The organism is Enterobacter sp. CP102 (genome assembly GCF_025152625.1).
GTDB classification, from domain to species: Bacteria; Pseudomonadota; Gammaproteobacteria; order Enterobacterales; family Enterobacteriaceae; genus Enterobacter; species Enterobacter soli.
Map to the genome: position 1 here is coordinate 80,968 of NZ_CP104015.1, position 18,560 is coordinate 99,527.

Annotated in this window: 16 protein-coding genes and 2 pseudogenes; 14 read left to right on the forward strand and 4 right to left on the reverse strand. The window is 48.5% G+C overall.

Features of this window, described 5'->3' with window-relative positions; all coding sequences use genetic code 11:
* Positions 1-29 precede the first annotated feature (29 nt).
* Together N1249_RS23055 and N1249_RS23060 are read left to right on the forward strand one after the other, a co-directional pair.
* On the forward strand, positions 30-1,100 hold the full coding sequence (locus tag N1249_RS23055; RefSeq protein ID WP_259838390.1) for a hypothetical protein: 1,071 nt from the start codon (positions 30-32) through the stop codon (positions 1,098-1,100).
* Between the two features lie 132 nt (positions 1,101-1,232).
* On the forward strand, positions 1,233-2,363 hold the full coding sequence (locus tag N1249_RS23060) for a site-specific integrase (RefSeq protein WP_259838394.1): 1,131 nt from the start codon (positions 1,233-1,235) through the stop codon (positions 2,361-2,363).
* Here the strand turns inward: N1249_RS23060 and N1249_RS23065 are convergent.
* Complete coding sequence (locus N1249_RS23065; RefSeq protein WP_259838396.1) at positions 2,332-2,712, reverse strand: XRE family transcriptional regulator; 381 nt, start codon at positions 2,710-2,712, stop codon at positions 2,332-2,334. The genes N1249_RS23060 and N1249_RS23065 overlap by 32 nt on opposite strands.
* A gap of 605 nt (positions 2,713-3,317) precedes the next feature.
* Here N1249_RS23065 and N1249_RS23070 point away from each other — a divergent pair.
* The 5 genes and pseudogenes from N1249_RS23070 to N1249_RS23085 all read left to right on the forward strand — a co-directional run bounded on the left by N1249_RS23070 (position 3,318) and on the right by N1249_RS23085 (position 11,087).
* On the forward strand, positions 3,318-5,612 hold the full coding sequence (locus tag N1249_RS23070; RefSeq protein ID WP_259838399.1) for a cobaltochelatase CobT-related protein: 2,295 nt from the start codon (positions 3,318-3,320) through the stop codon (positions 5,610-5,612).
* 97 nt (positions 5,613-5,709) lie between these two features.
* Positions 5,710-6,933 carry an AAA family ATPase gene (locus tag N1249_RS23075; RefSeq protein ID WP_259838401.1) on the forward strand — a complete coding sequence of 408 codons (1,224 nt, stop codon included), beginning with the start codon at positions 5,710-5,712 and terminating at the stop codon, positions 6,931-6,933.
* A gap of 174 nt (positions 6,934-7,107) precedes the next feature.
* Positions 7,108-9,447: pseudogene (gene dnaE / locus N1249_RS23080) on the forward strand (DNA polymerase III subunit alpha); the annotation flags it as partial.
* A 117-nt stretch (positions 9,448-9,564) separates the two neighbouring features.
* Positions 9,565-10,707, forward strand: a pseudogene (locus tag N1249_RS23310) (DNA polymerase III subunit alpha); the annotation flags it as partial.
* The gene (locus tag N1249_RS23085; protein WP_259838403.1) at positions 10,704-11,087 is read left to right on the forward strand and encodes a hypothetical protein; all 384 of its coding nucleotides are present in this window, start codon (positions 10,704-10,706) and stop codon (positions 11,085-11,087) included. The pseudogene N1249_RS23310 and the gene N1249_RS23085, both read left to right, overlap by 4 nt.
* Before the next feature lie 27 nt (positions 11,088-11,114).
* On the opposite strand, the gene N1249_RS23090 is transcribed toward N1249_RS23085, so the two are convergent.
* From N1249_RS23090 to N1249_RS23100, 3 genes are read right to left on the reverse strand one after another with little or no spacing between them, the layout of a single operon-like run.
* Complete coding sequence (locus tag N1249_RS23090; RefSeq protein ID WP_259838405.1) at positions 11,115-11,915, reverse strand: hypothetical protein; 801 nt, start codon at positions 11,913-11,915, stop codon at positions 11,115-11,117.
* Positions 11,916-11,954: 39 nt separating this feature from the next.
* Positions 11,955-12,728 (reverse strand): adenylate/guanylate cyclase, encoded by a 774-nt coding sequence (locus N1249_RS23095; RefSeq protein WP_259838407.1) that lies wholly within the window; start codon positions 12,726-12,728, stop codon positions 11,955-11,957.
* Positions 12,725-13,294, reverse strand: coding sequence for a hypothetical protein (locus N1249_RS23100; protein ID WP_259838411.1), 570 nt, complete (start codon positions 13,292-13,294; stop codon positions 12,725-12,727). The genes N1249_RS23095 and N1249_RS23100 overlap by 4 nt, the downstream gene beginning before the upstream one ends.
* A gap of 199 nt (positions 13,295-13,493) precedes the next feature.
* Between N1249_RS23100 and N1249_RS23105 the strand changes: the two genes are divergently transcribed.
* The 7 genes from N1249_RS23105 to N1249_RS23135 all read left to right on the forward strand — a co-directional run bounded on the left by N1249_RS23105 (position 13,494) and on the right by N1249_RS23135 (position 18,543).
* Complete coding sequence (locus N1249_RS23105; RefSeq protein ID WP_259838413.1) at positions 13,494-13,922, forward strand: hypothetical protein; 429 nt, start codon at positions 13,494-13,496, stop codon at positions 13,920-13,922.
* 121 nt (positions 13,923-14,043) lie between these two features.
* Positions 14,044-15,048: a regulator gene (locus tag N1249_RS23110; protein WP_259838415.1), complete on the forward strand. Its 1,005-nt coding sequence runs from the start codon at positions 14,044-14,046 to the stop codon at positions 15,046-15,048.
* Positions 15,049-15,108: 60 nt separating this feature from the next.
* The gene (locus tag N1249_RS23115) at positions 15,109-16,059 is read left to right on the forward strand and encodes a 5'-3' exonuclease H3TH domain-containing protein (RefSeq protein WP_259838416.1); all 951 of its coding nucleotides are present in this window, start codon (positions 15,109-15,111) and stop codon (positions 16,057-16,059) included.
* Positions 16,056-16,316: a hypothetical protein gene (locus N1249_RS23120; protein WP_259838417.1), complete on the forward strand. Its 261-nt coding sequence runs from the start codon at positions 16,056-16,058 to the stop codon at positions 16,314-16,316. Before N1249_RS23115 ends, N1249_RS23120 begins: the two co-directional genes overlap by 4 nt.
* 5 nt (positions 16,317-16,321) lie before the next feature.
* On the forward strand, positions 16,322-17,401 hold the full coding sequence (locus N1249_RS23125) for a hypothetical protein (RefSeq protein ID WP_259838418.1): 1,080 nt from the start codon (positions 16,322-16,324) through the stop codon (positions 17,399-17,401).
* Positions 17,402-17,515: 114 nt separating this feature from the next.
* On the forward strand, positions 17,516-17,704 hold the full coding sequence (locus N1249_RS23130) for a hypothetical protein (RefSeq protein WP_063160639.1): 189 nt from the start codon (positions 17,516-17,518) through the stop codon (positions 17,702-17,704).
* Positions 17,701-18,543 carry an SPFH domain-containing protein gene (locus N1249_RS23135; protein ID WP_063160640.1) on the forward strand — a complete coding sequence of 281 codons (843 nt, stop codon included), beginning with the start codon at positions 17,701-17,703 and terminating at the stop codon, positions 18,541-18,543. Before N1249_RS23130 ends, N1249_RS23135 begins: the two co-directional genes overlap by 4 nt.
* The last annotated feature ends 17 nt before the right edge of the window (positions 18,544-18,560 follow it).

The window sequence follows — 18,560 nt, forward strand, 5'->3', positions numbered from 1 at the left end:
ATGGAACATAACCTAATAGGATACTTACAATGCTTAATGGAATATTCGTACCTTATCAAGGGATGTTTTTTCAAATACCTAGCAATGTAAAAGTTATTGTTCAAGATAAGCAAAAAAATACTCTATATGAGCAAGGGCTTGGCGATTATCTAATTAAGCCTAACGTAAATATCGCAATGGCGAGTCATGGCGCAAGTTTACTTGACGTGCTCACGAACGAGCAATATTTAACTACTGCAAATGATGGTTCTCCAGGTTTGAAATTTATATTTACTGGAGACGCTCATGCTGATGCCACAAGGCTTATGGGGTCGATAGCTGAAGCGCTTATAGTTCAAGAGTGTAACAACTCACAAGAAGTTAACCGTGAATTGGCTAAGCACGCTAGGGGAGGTTCTCGGATCTCTGATAAGGCCGATGACTACATTGCAATCGCAACAGGATCGCAGATCACTAAGCTAAATTACAATCATTTCTACAACCCAAGCGATACCCAAAGGGATATTATCTGGATTGATAAAAATAATACTGAATATCAGCTTTCCTCTATTTCCCCAGGTATCCCTAGTAGCTCGGCCAAACCAGCGGGCTTACAAGTAAAAACAAGTCATAATTATAAGTACGTGACAGGCTCTATAAAGCAATACCACTATCCAGTGATTTATTTTGATTTGAAAAATGATTGGCACTTGGCCTTTCATGAAATTCAAATGATGAATAAAAACAATAATAGTGTGACAGCAACTCTCGTCCCTCCTGATGAGGTATTAATTTATCTCAAGAGCAGATTGATCAATTATTTTAATATCATCGTCGCCCTATTCAACAATGAATGCACTTTGACCGACATTATCGAGCGGTCTAAGATCGATGGCGATAGTATCCTTGCTGGTGTTGGTGATACAGCAGCCCCTGACAGTGGATCGAAAATAATATGTGAACTAAGCAGGACAACTGATGCGCCTACCTTTGCGCCAACACCATATCCAACACCTGCCTTTGCACCGACACCCGCTCCATCACCTACCTTTACTGGCAATAACAGAAAGGATTGGTTTGATGACGGTTGGTGGGCAGATGATGACCAATTCTACAATTGATATGTAAGGTAGAGTTGTTGGCCAAAAGAAACCTCAGATTTCGCGTAGCGCACTTTAATGATTCCATACTTATATAGTATGGAATCATTCTAAAAACCGAGCTATGCTGACCTCAAAAAGAGGTTTACGCATATGCGCAGTGATTTTGATTTGGCCAAAGCAGCCGAAAACTGTTCCGCAGAGACGATCGCGTTTTTGCAGACCGTCATCGAGTCGCCGCTCGACCAGCTGGAAGATTTCAGTGACTCTGACCCGGTATTTAGGAAAGCATTTATGCTTTTCACTCGGCTATCTTTGTTAGTGACTCGCCGCCGTCCAGAGCTTGGCGTCCACTGTATTTTGATACACGTTCTGCCTAAAATTGGCGATCTCCCTCTGTCAAAAATCACCAAAGTGGTGGTTAACCGGCTGACTAACCCGCTGATCATGGAAGGTAAAATTGTTCAAGGTAAACGTGTCTTCTCCATAATGAAGCAGTTCCTCGCCTGGTGTGTGTTCCAGGGTTATCTGGAGAACTCACCAGTTGGCGACATTCCGCTGAACAAAGTTGGTGGCTCGAACCCTAAGCCCAGGGAACGCACACTGACAGACGCTGAGATCTGGGTGTTCTGGCATGTGTGGGATTACTTCGAAGTCTGCGAGGTGACGCGCTGGGCAGCCAGATTAACGCTCGCTGCTGCTCGACGTCCTGATGAGATCCTACGAGCCAAATCCGCAGAGTTTGACCTCACCAACAACATCTGGAACCAGGGTCGCCGCAACAAGTCGAACCGGGATCACCGGTTGCCCATCAGCCCCATTATGAAACTCTGCATCGAGCGGCTGCTCGCCGCGGGTGAGAGTAGCGAATGGCTATGCCCATCAAACAAGAAAGCTGGACGGCCGATGTCAAAGGTGGCCATAAGCCAATCTCTACGCCGAATCCTCGAAACTCCAGAAATGCTGGCGCTTGAGCCGTTCACTCCCCGTGACCTCCGCAGGACTGCAAGGAGCTGTTTGGCAAGTTTAGATGTGCCGAGTGATGTATCAAGAAAGGTTTTAAATCAAAGCCTTGAAGGTATAGACCGAGTGTACGACAGGCACGACTATATAGATCAGATGCAAGAAGCACTGTACAAATACTCAGTATTTTTGTTTAATATAGTCGAAAGCGAGGGAGTGGAGGACTTGAGCCACAAATACAAAGGCGACCGTCTAGATCTATCAAACAGTCGCCTTGGGCTGGGAATCGTTAACTTTGGATTGCAGCAAGTATATCCTTGAGCTTTTCATCTGATAGAGTGCCGGATGATTTTGTTTTGTCTCTTAAGGCATTGATTATCTGGCGCTCTTCGTCACTCAGGCTAGGGAGATTGTTCTTTATGAATTGGTGGATGACCGGGTATCGTTCTTCCAGAACCAGCATCATAAAGCGGGTCTCGTCTGTTCCAAGAGCTTCAGCGAGAAGAGAGACTTTTTCCAATGGCATCGGCAGTCGGCCGGTTTTGATATTGGAAAGGTTGTTTGCGTTTTCGTAGCCAATCTCAGATGCGATCTGAGTCTGCGACTTTGGCGAGGTCAAAATCAGCCCCTCAATAAACGCCGAAATTCGGTTACCTTTTTTAGCGACCATAATAGTTTTTATCCTGCTTACTTATGCGAAATAATTATTAATAGCGAGGTGTCATTTGCACCATTGCCCTGAGTGTATTACCGGCTAGAAAGTAAGTAAAGGGTTATCCCTGCATTACGATAAGTAACTCACTAACTATTCAGAATATGCCCATTTTTCAAAGGGAAATGAGAATTATTTTTGATATAAAACCTTTGATTTTTGTTACATACCGTATAAGATGCCGCCTCAATAAATAAGAACTGTCTCAAAGGTTGTTTATGGATGATCTAATCGCCTCCTTGAAGGCACTTGGCGTGGGTATGATTGTCGCCGTTCCTTACCATTTAATTTCGGACATTATCCTTCGTTGCAACGGTATTGACGTTGACTGCGGGGATGACGCTGTCGCATGTTTTCACATCAACATTGAGCACATGAAGTACACTCTTGCCTGCACTGGCGAAACCAACCTGGTCACACGCTTTCTTTAATTCTCTTTAGCCTTTCTTAAAATCCAAACCTTGTTACTAGCCTGCGCGTCAATGGTCTCATTCATTGCGCGCAATGCTATTATCACCACTCAGAAAACAAATTGTTTTCAAACACAAGAAATGGAAAAGCACATGAAAAACAATCAGAAAATAAGAAAAGAGGTTCAGACATTTCGCGAAAGTGTTCGCAAAGTTGTTGTCATGCTCTCCGGGAAGGATATTCCTGTGGCGGAACGTGGCAGCCGTGCATACGTCGAATATAACAAGGATGGTACACCTTGCATGGTGAACCTTCCATCGCTACCAGATGATGCGACTGATGGCCTCATGAACGCGATCCGTGGCTTCCTTGACCATGAAGTCGCCCACCTCCTTTTCACCGACTCAAAGCTGGCATTTAAGCTGCTCGAAAAGAAAGACAGCCCAGCCTTTCATCTCTGGAATGCTGTTGAAGACACCTTCATTGAGCGACGCATGGGTGAGGTTTTTTCTGGTTCTAAACGTAACCTTGTCAACACGCAACGTCATGTAATTGAGAAACTTTTCGTTCCGAAGGTGGATGACGCACTTAAGGCTTTGTCACGCAACCCGCGAGATCTCTTTCTCAAGTTCCTGTTAATGCCAGCTTTACGTGCCTGGGCAGGACAAACGCCTTTCGTGGAGTTCATGGAGCCGTATTGGGGCTATGTTCGCGATCCTGTATCAAAACTAACTAAAGCTGGTGTACCGGCTGCTGTGCCAATGTTGATGAGCACCGAAGACTGCATCAAGCTGGCAGGCCGCATTTCATTGGCTTTGAAGGAAGAAATGGAGAAGCCAGAAGGTAAATCTGGGTCTGGAGATTCTGAAGAAAATGATAAGGAAAATGATTCGCCTGATGAAGTAGGTAGTAAACAACCTACAAAATCAAATGATGAATCTGTTAGTGATAAGCCTGGTAGTGACGAAGAACAGCAGGAAGAAGAAGAGCCTGCTCCTGTAAATAATAGTAATGAGGATAATATAAAAGATAAGGAAGAAGGCTCTGAACCAGATCCTGACTCCAGCAACGCTAATGACTCCCAGACTGAAGATGATGACGCACACAATGATGACGCCCCAGCTAAAGCTGGTGACGGTGATGATAGGCCAGAAGGTGAAGAGGAATCTGAGCACTCTGAGGGTTTTGGTGGTTTTGATGACGATTCTGACGACAATGATCCAGATAATGAGCAGCCTGAAAGTGGTTCGGGCGGTGAAGATGATACTGATTCAGTAGCCAACCCAGATGACCAACAAGGCACACCAGGTGATTTAGCTAGTGATGGTCATCAAGAATCCACCCAGGGCGATTTAAACGAAGAAGATGGCGGTACTGGTGACATTCCACTGGACGCAGCATTTAAGGCGCTGGAAGGCACTGACGTGGCTCCAGAGCAGGGCATGGAGGAAGCGCTCAACGAGGTAATGGCCAACGAGTTGAAAGGTGTGCCAATAGGCTCATATCGCCCATATCAACGGTCATACGACTTTATTGGGCCGATTGATGATGTAGAGAACCATCTCCGCAAAACTCATAAAGCCTTTGGCCGCATCCATCTTAACCGTGGTTTGAAGAGCTGGCGTATCGATGACGAAGGCACCAGATTGTTTACCTCGAATGTCGAGCGCCGCCTCGCTGATGGGTCGGCCTCAACACTGGCCAAAGACCTTGAACGTGCCATTGCGAGTCGTAACAAAGTCCAGTTCGTGCCTGGTCAGCGTCGTGGAAAGGTGCATAGCGCCAACTTGTACCGGCTGTCTATGAACGATGACCGCGTATTCCGTCGCAAGGAAGACCATAAGGCAGTGAACGCTTGTGTGCAGCAGGTAATCGACTTATCTGGATCGATGCAGGATTCGAAAATTTGTCTCGCTCTGGCTTGCGCCTACACAATTTCTGACGCACTTGATCGCATCAATGTGCCGAACATAATTACCGGTTTTACTACTGCAGGCTGTGACATCGATGCAGCGAGGAAAATGGGTCGCGAATACAACCGCTATGAATCGTTGATGCTCCCCACAATCAAGGGCTGGCACGAACGAGCAAACACGCCCACTACACGCAAACGCTTAGGTTGCTTGTCGGAGAGATTCCCCCTTGAAGACAACATTGATGGTGAGTCAATTATGGCTTTGGCTCAGCACTTTGCTGGCCGCACTGAGGATAAGAAAATCATGCTTGTCATGAGTGACGGCGCGCCAGCTGGGATCGGCCATGACTTCAGCGACCATCTGAAAGCTGTGGCGGAGTCAATCGAAGGCAGCGGCCTTATCGAGCTAATGGGTATCGGCATTCTTACGGATGCTCCCAGCCGGTTCTACAAGAACCACGTCGAGGTTAAAAAAGTGGAAGACCTGGGCGCCACTGTCGTGAGGAAATTGTCACAATTGATACTTGGCTAAGTCATGCCGATAAAGATAAGTAGGCAGCTACTTATCTTTTTATCTTAAAATTATTACTATAAGCACCAGATAAACAAAAACGAGAAAGGAAAAGCACATGAGCGCCGTCCAAGTCCAAGACACCCCAGCGAAGGAAACCATCACCTGCCATTGGTGTTCTTGCGAGTTCCACCACCTTAAATCGCATCTTCAGAGCAAATGCACCGGCATTCCTGATGAGCATAAGAATAGCGCGGTAGAAGACATCATCGCGGCGTACACCACTCAGTTCCCCGATGCCCCAACGATTTCGCCCCTGGCCATCAAGACAATTCAGGCTCGCAAGCAGGAAATACAAGCAGCTGAGACCAAAGCGCCGACCGTTAAGGTTGGGTACATCGGCACTGAGGAATACAAGATCGAGATGGTGGCCGCGCACGAGCTGCTTGGCGTGGATCTGAAAAACCTCTCCACTGCGCTGAACCAGCCGCTCAAGGTATCGGTGAACGTAAACACGCCATTCCCAGAGTTCGTTCCGGTGGCCAAAGACAACTACGTGTACGGTGACTTTGAGCTTATCAAAGATGTTCTGATGATGATGGAGCTGGGCATTCCAGGCTATCTGTGGGGTCACGCAGGCACTGGCAAAACATCTCTCCCAACCCAGCTTTGCGCTCTGATGAATCGACCGGTAATCCGCTCTCAGCACACCGCTTCAACGGAAGAAGCACATATCTCCGGGCAGATTCTGGCACGAGACGGTTCAACTTATTTCGAGCCAGGCTTATTGGCGCTGGCGATGCGTCACGGCTGGGTATATCTGGCAGATGAATACGACTTCGCATTCCCTCAGATTTTGGGCATCTACCAGCCAGTGCTCGAAGGTGAAGGGCTTGTCATCAAAGAAGCAACCCCAGAGTGGCGCCGCGTAGCACCACACAAACGCTTTGCATTCATCGCCACCGGCAACACCAACGGATCTGGAGACGAAACAGGACTGTACCAGGGCACAAACCTGCAGAACGCCGCCAACTTCTCACGTTTTGGAATTGTCTCGAAAGTTCATTACATGAGCCAGCGCGCCGAAACCAACATGCTGGTTAAAGCAGGCGCTACAGATGATTTCGCTCAGAAGCTGGTGCGCTTCGCAACCCTCATCCGTGAAGGCTACGAAACCAGCGTGATCTCGCAACCAATTGGGCCGCGCGAGCTGCTGCTTTCTCTCCAGGTTGGGATTCGCCGCGGTGACATCCCGGCTGGTCTGCAACGCGCATTCATCAACAAACTCCCTTCTGCGTCTGCCCAGGCAGCGCGTGAGATTGCGGATCGCATTTTCGTATGAGCAAAGGCTGCTTTGGTTCACTGATAGCAGCCTCTGAAACTAATCCCGTTTGCATGGCATGTTCCAGCAAGCGGGATTGCTTCGTTAAGGCTCAAGAGACCGCTATCAAGATTTACGGAAAGTTCGCTGGCTTCCCAAACGACAAAATAAAAAAGACAAGTAAGGCAAAAGCACATGAAAGCATTAATGGTACGAACTGACTTCTCCCTCGGTGAGTCTTCTTTGAAGGCAGAGCGCGCCGTAGAGAAAGCCCGCGAAATGGGTTACTCGTCGGTTATCTCTGCTGACAGCATGAATCTAGCGTCCGTAATCCCCCTGCAGATGGCAGCTGGTGACGATGTTTCGGTCATTTGTGGTGTGAAGCTTAACCTGGTTGATGATCCTACATACGAGCACCGCGCTCGACTCGCTAAGGAGTCAAAGGGATGTATGGAATCATTAACGCGCGCGCGTAATTACAGCTTCACGGCGCTTATCAAGAACGAGCAAGGCTATGTCGATCTCTGCGAACTGATGACGCTGGCAAACACACGCGAGCAGTTTTATCACGTTCCCCGCCTTGAGCTGGCGCAGCTGCTGGCTACGTTCGCCAAAGGCAACATCATCCTGCTGACCTCGGACATGGGAAGTGTATTCCAGCGCCCGGACTTTGCGAAGATTATCGCCCAGCTGGTTCACGCTGGCGGCCGTGAGAACTTTTACTGCGCCGTTTATCCGATTGCGACCCCACTCTATGACCAGTTGAACAGCAAAGCGTTGAAGGTGGCCAGTGCTCTTAAGATCGAGCCGGTAGCGTTCTACCCTGCTTACTATGAGGCGCCCACTGACGCTGACATTAAAGACATCGCGCATATGGTGCTGAACAACATCAAAATCGACCAGCTGCACCGTATGCGAATCCCCTATCAGCGTGACAATGGCGTTAACGATCGCCGCCACTTACTCCAGCTGTTGAAGGAGTTCGCGGTACGCATGGGTGTCAACGTCACGCCAGCTATGGTCTCAACAACTCAGGACGCGATCATCGAAGCGTGTACGTGGCGCTGGCACCCGCTGGAACCCGCTTTACCAACCATGGCAGAAGATGAGCCAGCCACATTGCGTAAACTCGCTGTAGAGGGTCTGAGGAAGCGTCTTAGCACCAAAGAGTTCGGATATGCCCCACCAGCCACAATGCACCGTGATTATGTTGAGCGCCTGAAGTACGAACTTGATGTTTTAACCCGCCTTGGCTTCTGCGGCTACTTCCTCATGGTTCACGACCTGATGAATTACGCTCGCAGTGCCGGGATTCCTGTCGGGCCTGGCCGTGGTTCATCCGCTGGCTCTCTTGTCGCCTGGTGCGTGGGGATCACAAACGTAGACCCAATTCGCCATGGATTACTGTTCGAACGTTTCATTAACCCTGAACGTCTCGACTTGCCCGATGCTGATCTGGACTTTAGCCAGGCACGTCGCCACGAAGTCATTGAGTACCTGGGTGAGCGTTACGGGGAAGATTACGTAGCTGGCATTCCCAACTTCACATACCTCGGTGCTGCTTCAGCACTGCGCGACACCGCACGTATCTTTGGCGTGGATTCAGCTGATATGGCGGTATCGAAAGACCTGCGCTTTGTCGATGACGATTCACTGTCACTCGAAGAGATGCGCGAAGAGCTTTCCAGCCTGGACAAATACGCAGCCAAATACCCGGACGCTTTTAACGCGGCCACCAAACTGCAAAGTCTCATGCGCGGATTCGGCCGCCACGCAGCTGGCATGATCGTAGCAGGTGTGAAACTGACGGAGCGCACACCGGTCGAGCGACGCGGGGATGCGCGTGTAATCGCTTTTGACAAGCGTTACTGCGAATCCATGGGATTGATTAAGTTGGACGTGCTCGGCCTCGCTACGCTCGATCTGCTGGCTTATGCGCAGCAATACGTGAAAGAAGCCACGGGCAGCGTGATTGATCTCGATGCAATTCCACTGACTGACAAAAAGGTTCTTGATGGTTTTGCCGGTGGCCATACCCAGGGCGTATTCCAGCTGGAATCAGGCTCGATGCGTAAACTGCTGAAGGATTTGGGCGGCGGCATTGATCCGATGAGCTTTGAGACCGTTGTCGCCACGACAGCATTATTCCGACCTGGCCCGATCGAATCAGGGATGTTGGACAGCTACGTATCGGTAGCCAAAGGCTTCAAAGAGGCTGACTCCATCCACCAGGTGCTCGATGAGCTGACCTCTGAGACCAATGGGGTGATTCTCTATCAGGAACAAACCATGAAGGCCACGCAGCTGCTGGCCGGCTTCACGCTCGCTGAAGCTGATGGCGTCCGTAAAGCGATCGGTAAAAAAGACATGGAAAAGATGAAGAAGGTCGGTAGCCAGTTTATCGAGCAAGCCCAGGCTGGCTGGATAGAGGTGAAGCTGGAAGACGGAAGCACACGCCAGTTCCATCGCGCGGAGCACTTCAAATGTGCCGATGGCAAGCTGCGAACCATCGAAGAAGCAATGCACGATGGCGCCGACGTTCTGGGCATCTAACCGTTTAACGCAGCTTGGATGCCGTATCTGAGCTGCGAAAATTAATACATGGATTGTGATTTAGAGGCACCAATGAAAGTTTTAGAGACGATTTCCACGAAGCCCGGACTAAGCGACAGCAAAGCAAAAGAGATCTGGGAAGCGTTTGAGAAAAACGGGGCGTACCAGTTCAACAAATCTCACTCAGTGGCTTACTCGCTGATTAGCTATCAGTCGATGTTCATGAAAACACACTACCCTGCCCAATTCTTCGCGGCAGCACTGACCATTTTGGGCGATGACAAGCATCAGGGGCTGGTCAAAGACGCGCTGAGCTTTGGCATTCGCATCTTGCCACCAGATGTAAATATCTCGACCAACCGCATTGAGATCCGCCAGATGGAAGACGGTACGCAAGTGCTGTATGCGCCCTTCTCAGCTGTCAAAGGATGCTCAGAGAATGGATGCCAGGCGATCATGCGCGCCCGGGCAAAGGTGGGTGGCCATTTTACCGACATCATGCAGTTTGAAGAAGCGGTTGAAAAGCGCGCCTGCAACAGCCGTGTACGTGACTCTCTCGATCGTGTCGGTGCATTTGCCAGCATCATCCCCGGCAGCGTACCAGCCACCTCAGAAGAACGCCGGCGCGACCAGGCGGAGCTGATGGGTAATCTGGTGATCGATGCGGTAAAAGCGACACGCCAGTTTGAAATGAACCCGAAACGCCAGGCCGAAGTAAACGTGCTGATGACGAATATGGCCGCTGAAATGGGGCTGGGTGATGAGCTTATCCGCCCGAGCATCGGCATCAAACCAAGACTGATGATCATCCTCGATAACGCCAACGGTAACGATGGCAAAACCGGCTACTTCATGGAGAACGGTTATGACGACTTCAAGGCGAAGTTGCTGGTTGCCGGTGATCTAAAGATGGGCGATTTGTACGTTACCGGCGTCTGCAAGAAGGTGAAGGACAAAGAAAAGGACTACACCAAAGACGAGTTAGGCCAGTTTAACGAGTTCATCCAAGCAGAGGTGGCTCTGGTGCGACCAACGTACATTCTTACGTGCGGCGCCAAGTCCACCAGCCTGTTTAACAACAAATCGAAGCCCTCTGATCTAGTTGGCCGCAAGGAGTATCTGCCGGAGTTGGATGTCACGGTATTCTATGGCTTCAACCCCAACATTCTCCACTTCCGCCCGGAAGAAGGCGAAAGGCTGGAGCTGATCCTCACTGACGTTGCGGAGGCAGTTAACTCATGAGTTCAAGCAGTGAATTATCACCAGAGATGATCGAGAAAGCGCGTGAAGCTATCAACCGCTCTAACTTCTGGGAGTTTATCGACCGCACCATGACTCTTGAGCTGGCCGTGGCCAGCGCCAAATACGACGGCGAACGTGCCCCTAATCGTTTACGCAAGGCAGCCAAAGAAATGCTCAAAGTCGCTTACGATCCTCTTATGCGTAGATTCGTTGACAGCATCGGTAGTTCTAGCAAGGCACTAGAAAAGTTGGACGAGTTAAAAGCGTACCGCGACAGCCTGGTAACAAAGGTGGCCAATGAGTTTACTGAGGCTGAGAAGATTGGCAACGTTGGCGAGTACCGGCGTCAAAGAGTTGCGAGAATGATACAAGCAGTGTAAGCAAAAGGCGCTATACAGCGCCTTTTATTATTTAACCCTTAGGAACGTTGTGCTCAATACATTTTTATAATTATTCAAGTCGTTTTGTATTCCTGTTTCATTTACAATTAATCCTGTAGGGTCATATACAAGGCAAATTAGATGCCCACAATCTGGATGTTTCGTATACTTCAGTATATCCTCTATCAACTGTTTTCCAATCTCTTTATCATTTAGACCCGCCCTCGTCATTTTGCATTCGATTACAATTTTTTCTTTATGTAAAACAAAATCGATGCGGGCATTCCGGTTAAATGTTGAAGAAACACCGTCCTCACTTCTAATATCATCAAATTCAATTTTTAGAAGTGCATGGAGCAGGTCTTGCACATCATATTCATCATTCATCAACAATGGTGGTCTTGAAGCATATCTGTTTTTCATAACATCCACGACGTGACCGAACCGCTTACATATATTTATGGCTTTTGATAGCGAGTCAACATTAGCAGACCCAAAAATTTCGCCTCTATACTTTCTATAATCAGATGTTATTTTATTAATTAACCCTATTGTATTACTAATTATATCATCGCGGACAACATTATAGTCTAGGGCTCTATCGTAAGATTTCATATCGGTTTTTTTAATGACCACTGAGATATCCTTCCACTCACTAATAAAATCATGATTTGAAGGATACAAAACTCTTATAGCCACCTCAATTTCATCAAAGGTCCTTTGAGTAACACGGCTTCCAAAACAAATATCCTCTTTATTTTTTATAATATTTTTTCGCGTAATCAACTCATTTATCGCCCGCACTTTGGCGTCGGGATTCAGTTCCATTATAACCTCTAAAAAAATAGGGGCTCCCGCCCCTTTTATTTATCCGACATTGATCCGATAACCTTGAACGCCACCTCTGCCTATATCACTCAATACAAATGATAATCTGCCGCCTTTTGAGGAAGGCCAGGCTGCTCTCAAATTGCTATCAATAAGAATAACATTGTTGCCACCTGAAAGTTTAGTTGCTCTGAACACGCATTCTCCATATGCTTTAGCATGTCTAGCTCCTTCAATTCCAGAAAGGCTTACCAGAGCCTTGCTAAGTGCCAACCCAATACCAATCTTCAAGGGTGGAAGATCGTATCTATTTGCTAAGGCAGTGTTTACAATATCCAAAGTATTATTTAAGCAATCTTTAGCCGCATTGTGAGCATCGTAAATGTACTGTTCCGGTTTTTCTTCTTCTTTTTTGAAAAAACCAAGGACACCATCACCTAAATATTCAGTGACACCACCTTTATATATGTTTATTGTTTTCTCAAGAGCAGGCAACAGAGCAGAGGTTTCATAAAACACGCGCTGTATTCCCTCAAGCCTAATCGAGTTACTGGCATTAAGCATATGATCTGTAGAATTGCGCATATCGGCAACAATAGCTATGAAATCGTCTACTATAGTCTCACCTTCCATAACTATTTCATGCCCAGGTATTTGACTTGGGGCCGAGTCCATAGCACTCTTATTGAAGGCTTCGGTGCCGACTCTACTCTCTGCTATTAATTTATATCCACCATTGCCCCAATGGTATTCAGCTTGATTAAGAGACCTATCAACCAAGTTAGCAATTATTGACCGCTGATCACTATTCATGCCTGAACTCCAAAATTGAAGTAATATACAGTAGATAGAAACATACCTAAAGTAAGCCATCCCAAGGTCAAGTTAGTGCATACATTGACCCTAAGATTTTTAACATTACGAATTAAAGATACTTTCATCTTTTCACTAGCTAGTTCTTCAAGTAATTTTTGTTCATCTTGAGGTATAGCTGATAGGTAAGTTTGAACATCTTGAGTTGCTCTAACATCACTGATGCTAAAGAAATCCTTTTTCCCTATGAGAGGCATGCCACCCATGTAAAAAGTATCAGCAGGAACTATGCCGATCATGTGTTTTTTTATGTCAGTTATAGGTGACAAACTTTTGAACAAAACATATACCGAGGCAAGCCATAAGAGAGCTGTCATTACTGAAACAAATCCCAAGTGGTATGGAGAAGTCCAAAGCTTTGCCACAGCTTTGGAAAGCCCTTCAACTGAAGTCAAAGGAAGGAAGATAACGACAAACAAGAAGCCAATCTTGACATCTGTTGCCCGAATAGTGGCTTGAGTATCATTAATCGATTGATACAGAAATTCTATCTGTTTTTCTTTCACTTAGCGCCATCCGCATTGACAATTTGTTTATTGAGATAAATCTCATAGATTTAACAACTTTTCCCTACACTAGGCAATACCCTAGATTTTGACTCTGGGGTAAAGCAACACTCATCGGCAGATCTCCACCAAACTATTAAATTTAAAACAATCCTGGTAAAATATTGAGTCCAAAAATAGCTAATAAACAACTTAAAATATGAACAATATTCTTGACCAAATCATCATCGATCTTGAGTTTAATCGCGACGACCTTGAGGCCGTCTGGCAGCGACAGCCGGTGCTGCTCATGCAGTACGGAGCGAGGCTGGCGCAAGCTGAAAGACAAGTGGCTGATGCTAAGCGCGGCCTCGATGCGGTTGAAGCCAAACTATACGACACTCACCGTAAGGACTTGAGCATGAACGGCATCAAGTTCAACGAATCAATCCTCGATGCTAAGGTAAAGACCAGTGTCAGCTACCTATCCCATCGGCAAAAGCTGGATGACGCACGTTACCTGGCTGACATGTACAAACATGCCGTTGCAGCATTTAACCACCGAAAAGACATGATCGTGCAGGCATCTAAGCTGGCCATTATCGAAATCGAACGACTTGGCGCCGAGCGTTTCAATCGCCCTTCCTGACACCCTGTTTTTATATCTGGATTATAGCTAGCTAACTAGCTATTATGCGCTTGCTCGTTAGCGAGTCACGACTGCCCAAAGTGCAATGCACCCTCGGCCAAAAATAATAATGGAGAAACACATGTCATCAGCATTAATGAACCTTCTGAGCAAAGCTCGCGGCGATATCGCAGCTAAGCGTGGTAACAACGTCGATATGGCTCGCCTGAAGGATGGCGATAACTACCTGCGTCTGTTCCCAAACAAAGACGATCCTGACGGCGTCTTCTATCAAACATGGGGTATGCACTTCGTTAAGTACCAGAACGACGAAGGCAAAGAAGCAACCACCGCCTACGTGTGTGATCAACACACCCACGGTCGTGCTTGCCAGCTGTGCGAAATGGTCATGGAGGGCAAAGCTCGTCACAAGGGCAACAAAGCAATGGAAGACCGCATTCAGGCAATGCGCGCCACTCCACGCTATCTGGTTAACGGCGTACTTTCTGCTCGTGAAGATTTTGCTGACGCGAAAGAAACCCAGCTGATTGAACTGCCAGCAACCGTGTTCGATGACATTCTGAAAGTTATCGGTGAAGACCTCTCCGATGAAATTGGTAACCCGCTGAGCAAAACTGAGGGTTATGCGTTCTGCATTACTCGTACCGGTTCTGGTCGTGATACCAAATACAGCGTGTCGCCTAAGCGCAAAGTCTTCAAAGGCAACATCGAAGACAAGTTCTGGAACAAGCAGCATGACCTGATTGCTTTCGCAAACCAGGCTGACGAAACCAAATTGCTGGCTACTACGCGTCACATGAGCCGTCAGATTGGCATCGCTGCCCCTTCTGCGATTGCAGCGGTTAAATCTACCACCACCTCAGCGGCAGCACTGCCAGGCTTTGGCTCCATCACCGGCCACGACGAAACCCCAGCGACTACTCACGGTGCAGCAGCTGTTGCGCGTGAAGAGACCCCGGCGCCATCGTCCATCGTTGATGAAGAAGTTGCTCGTGCGGTTGAAGCTGAGTTTGTGCCAGAAGTTGAAACAGTTGCGGAGCCAACGGCGGCAACGCCAGCGGCAGAAGCACCTGCAGCAGCTGACCCGGCACTGGATTCACTTCTGGCTGAGCTGGAAGGTCTGTAATCGTCGAATAGACGGAAAGAAGGCGTCTTCGGACGCCTTACTTTTTGGAAGGAGCATACCTTGAACTACTTATTCGTCGATGGTAACAGCCTCGGTTACTACCACCAGCAACAGAAAGAGAAACTTCACAACGGTGAAATGGAAGTGCAGGCGATCTTTGGCTTCGTCAAAAACGTTCGTCGTTACGCCTCCATCCTCCGCGCGCGGCCAATTGTCTTTTGGGACGGATTCAGCGATCGCCGCCGTTCGTTTTACCCAGAGTACAAAGCCAACCGGGACGACAACCCAGAAATGCTGAAGATGAAGGAAGGCTTTTCGAAGCAGAAGCCCTACATCGTCAACATGATGAAAGTGCTGGGCGTCAACCAGTTCACGGCCAAAGATGGCGAGGCTGATGATCTGGCCGGCATGTTCGTTGAGAAGTTAGTTGATTCCCCTGCAGTTGAGCACATCTATTTGCTCACTGGCGATCAGGACTGGCTTCAGCTGGTTAGCGAAAAGGTTACATGGGTGACTGTACGAGCCGATGCCCAGCATAAGCAGATCAACTTCGAGCAGTTTTCGGAGCTTACTGGCTACGCTACTCCCCGCGGCTTCCTTGAAGGCAAAGCACTCCAGGGCGACAAGTCCGACAACATTGCTGCTGTAGGTGGCATTGGCGAAGGTGGCGCAAAGGAGATTATTGCGGAGTACGGCAGCGTCGTAACGATGGTGCGGGGCATTATGGACGGCAGCATTGTCATCGACAAAGGTCGCCATAAAACAGCATTCAACAACCTGGCCAAGAACGCTTTCAACGAGAAAACCAAATGCCGGATGCTCGAAGCCTTCAAGCGCAACATGTCACTGATGAATCTCATCAAAACTCAATTCCCGCCGACTGTAATCGAGCCAGTTAAAGCTGAGCGCGACCAGAAAGCATTTGAGCAGATGTGCCTTGAGCTTAACTTCCGGTCATTCCTCGAAGATATGGACGTGTTCAAGCTGCCATTCGAAAGGTACTGCGCATGATCCGCTCTTTGTTCACCGGACACCCATCAACCTACACCGCGCTGGCCAAAGAGGTCGTTTTCCTTCATGGGGAAAGCGCAGTGACCTGCCTGCCCACAATTCTGTCACGCGCCGGTATGAGCGTTACCAAACGTGAGCTGGGGCAGGTTTCAGATCAGGTTGTGAAAATGCTTTCACGCGTAAAGAAACACCTTAATTGCGACTCGATTGAGTGGAACGAGGCGAAAGCCGCAGAACGTATAAAACCACAAGGATAAAACACATGGCTAAATCAAAACTCGCTCAGGCGCTAAATAAGGCGCTGGGTAAAAACGACAGCATTCAGAAAGTAGAGCAATGGCTTGACACTGGCTACCCTCCATTGAATCGCGCGATCTCCGGGCGATATGACGGCGGTCTTCCAGCTGGCCGTATCGTTGAAATCTTCGGTCCACCATCTGCAGGCAAAACGTTCCTCGCAACCAAAGCGATGATCGCGGCGCAGCGCATGGGTGGCGTAGCTGCATTCTTTGACCACGAAAACAGCTTTGATGTTGGCCTGGCCGTGGGCATGGGCTTAGACGCCGACGAAGATGAAGGCTATTGGGTGTACAAACAGCCAAACACCTTTGAAGAATCAGTTGAGAACATCGGCATCCTTCTGAACACGATCCGCAGCAACGAGCTGATTCCAGCCGATGCGCCGATCGTCATCGTTGCCGACTCTCTGGCATCAATGGTTCCTCGCTCTAAGGCAGAGAAGTTCACCAAGATGGCCGAGGGTACAGCGAAGGATAAAGACGAGCTGAACATGAACGACAACACGGCTCTGGCGCGCGCGACCTCTGCGAATTTCCCTACCCTCGCCCAATGGTGCCGTCAGTACAACTGTCTTCTGATCGTGCTAAACCAGGTGCGCACAAAACTCGGCGTGATGTTTGGCGACCCAACAACTTCACCTGGTGGCGACTCACCGAAGTTTTACGCGTCCGTGCGTATTCGTCTGGGTGCGAGCCAGCTTAAAGACGGCAAAGAGAAGATCGGTCAATGCGTTGGTGCTGAAGTCGTTAAGAACAAAGTAGCGCCACCGTTTGAGAAATGTAGCTGGAACTTCTACTACGACACCGGTCGCGGCCTCGATGTTGTTGAGTCTCTGGTGGAGCACATGCTTGAAGATGGCTTGCTGCCGAAGAACGCCAGCGGCCGCGTGGAAATCGGTGATAAGAAATACACTAAATCCCAGATCGTTGAACTGTATCGCCAGAAGCCATTAGAGGAAATCGTGGCGGCGCTGGCCAAGATCGACAGTGATAAACGTACAAAAGCTGAAGCAGAAAAGGAAGCCGTTGCTGAAGCTGAATAAGGCTAACAGATAGCCATTTAATCGAGGGGTGCTAACGCGCCCCTTCTTTTTTGGTTGCAATTAGGTAGGTAACTACCTATTTTATGTAAGCACTATAAAACATCGGAAAAACACATGATTAAGTTCTACACCTTCACAATTGGAGTGATTGCATCTGCCTTAGCGGTGTATCGATTCATTGTGCCAGCACTGTTTTCACTGAGTGACGATTTCGCCATGGTTTTGGCCGCTGTCATTGCTCTCTCTTATCCGGTCGCCCTGGCGGTCATCTCTAAAAAAGTATGGAAACGCAAAAAGAAATGAAAAAGGTAATTGTCGCGCTGCTATTGGCAGCATCAGCATTCACGCTAACCGCGTGTGATCGCGAAACCGTACCTGCGGGCTACGTGGGTGTGAAAGTCGATTTGTATGGCACTGAGAAGGGCGTACAGCAGCAGGTTGTTGGCGTTGGCCGCTACTGGCTGACCATTAACGAAGAGCTGTACAAGTTCCCAACGTTTAACCAGCTGCACACGTATCATGACCCGTTCGTGTTTCAGACTTCCGACAGTATGACCATCTCCGCACATGTTGGTGTTGAGTACGCTGTAGAGCCTGACAAGGTGGCCAAAGTCTTCCAAACGTACCGCAAAGGCGTTGATGACATTACCACCAGCAATCTACGTCAGAACATCTCAGACGCACTGATTAAGCACTCCACCGACATGAACATCACTCAGTTGGCGGCGGGTGGAAAAACCAAGCTGCTCGATGAAGTGACCAAGGATCTGCGCGCCGGTCTTGAGCCTATTGGCATTCACATCGTGAAACTGAGCTGGACGACTGACCTGGATTATCCAAAGCAGGTCAAGGATTCCATTAACGCCAAGATCGAAGCCAACCAAAAGGCAGCGCGAGTAGAGAACGAAGTCGCTCAATCCAAAGCTGAAGCCCAAAAGGCTATCGAGTTGGCGCGAGGTGAAGCCGAATCCAATCGCATTCGTGCTGAAGCAGAGGCTAACGCTATCACCCTGCGTGGCCAGGCTCTTCGTAGCAACCCTGAAGTTCTACAGCTGGAAGCAATCAATCGCTGGGATGGCAAGACGCCAGTTTATGTCGCTGGCGGCAATAGCGCCCCACCATTCGTTCAGTTCAAGCCGTAACAAACACAAGGCGTCCA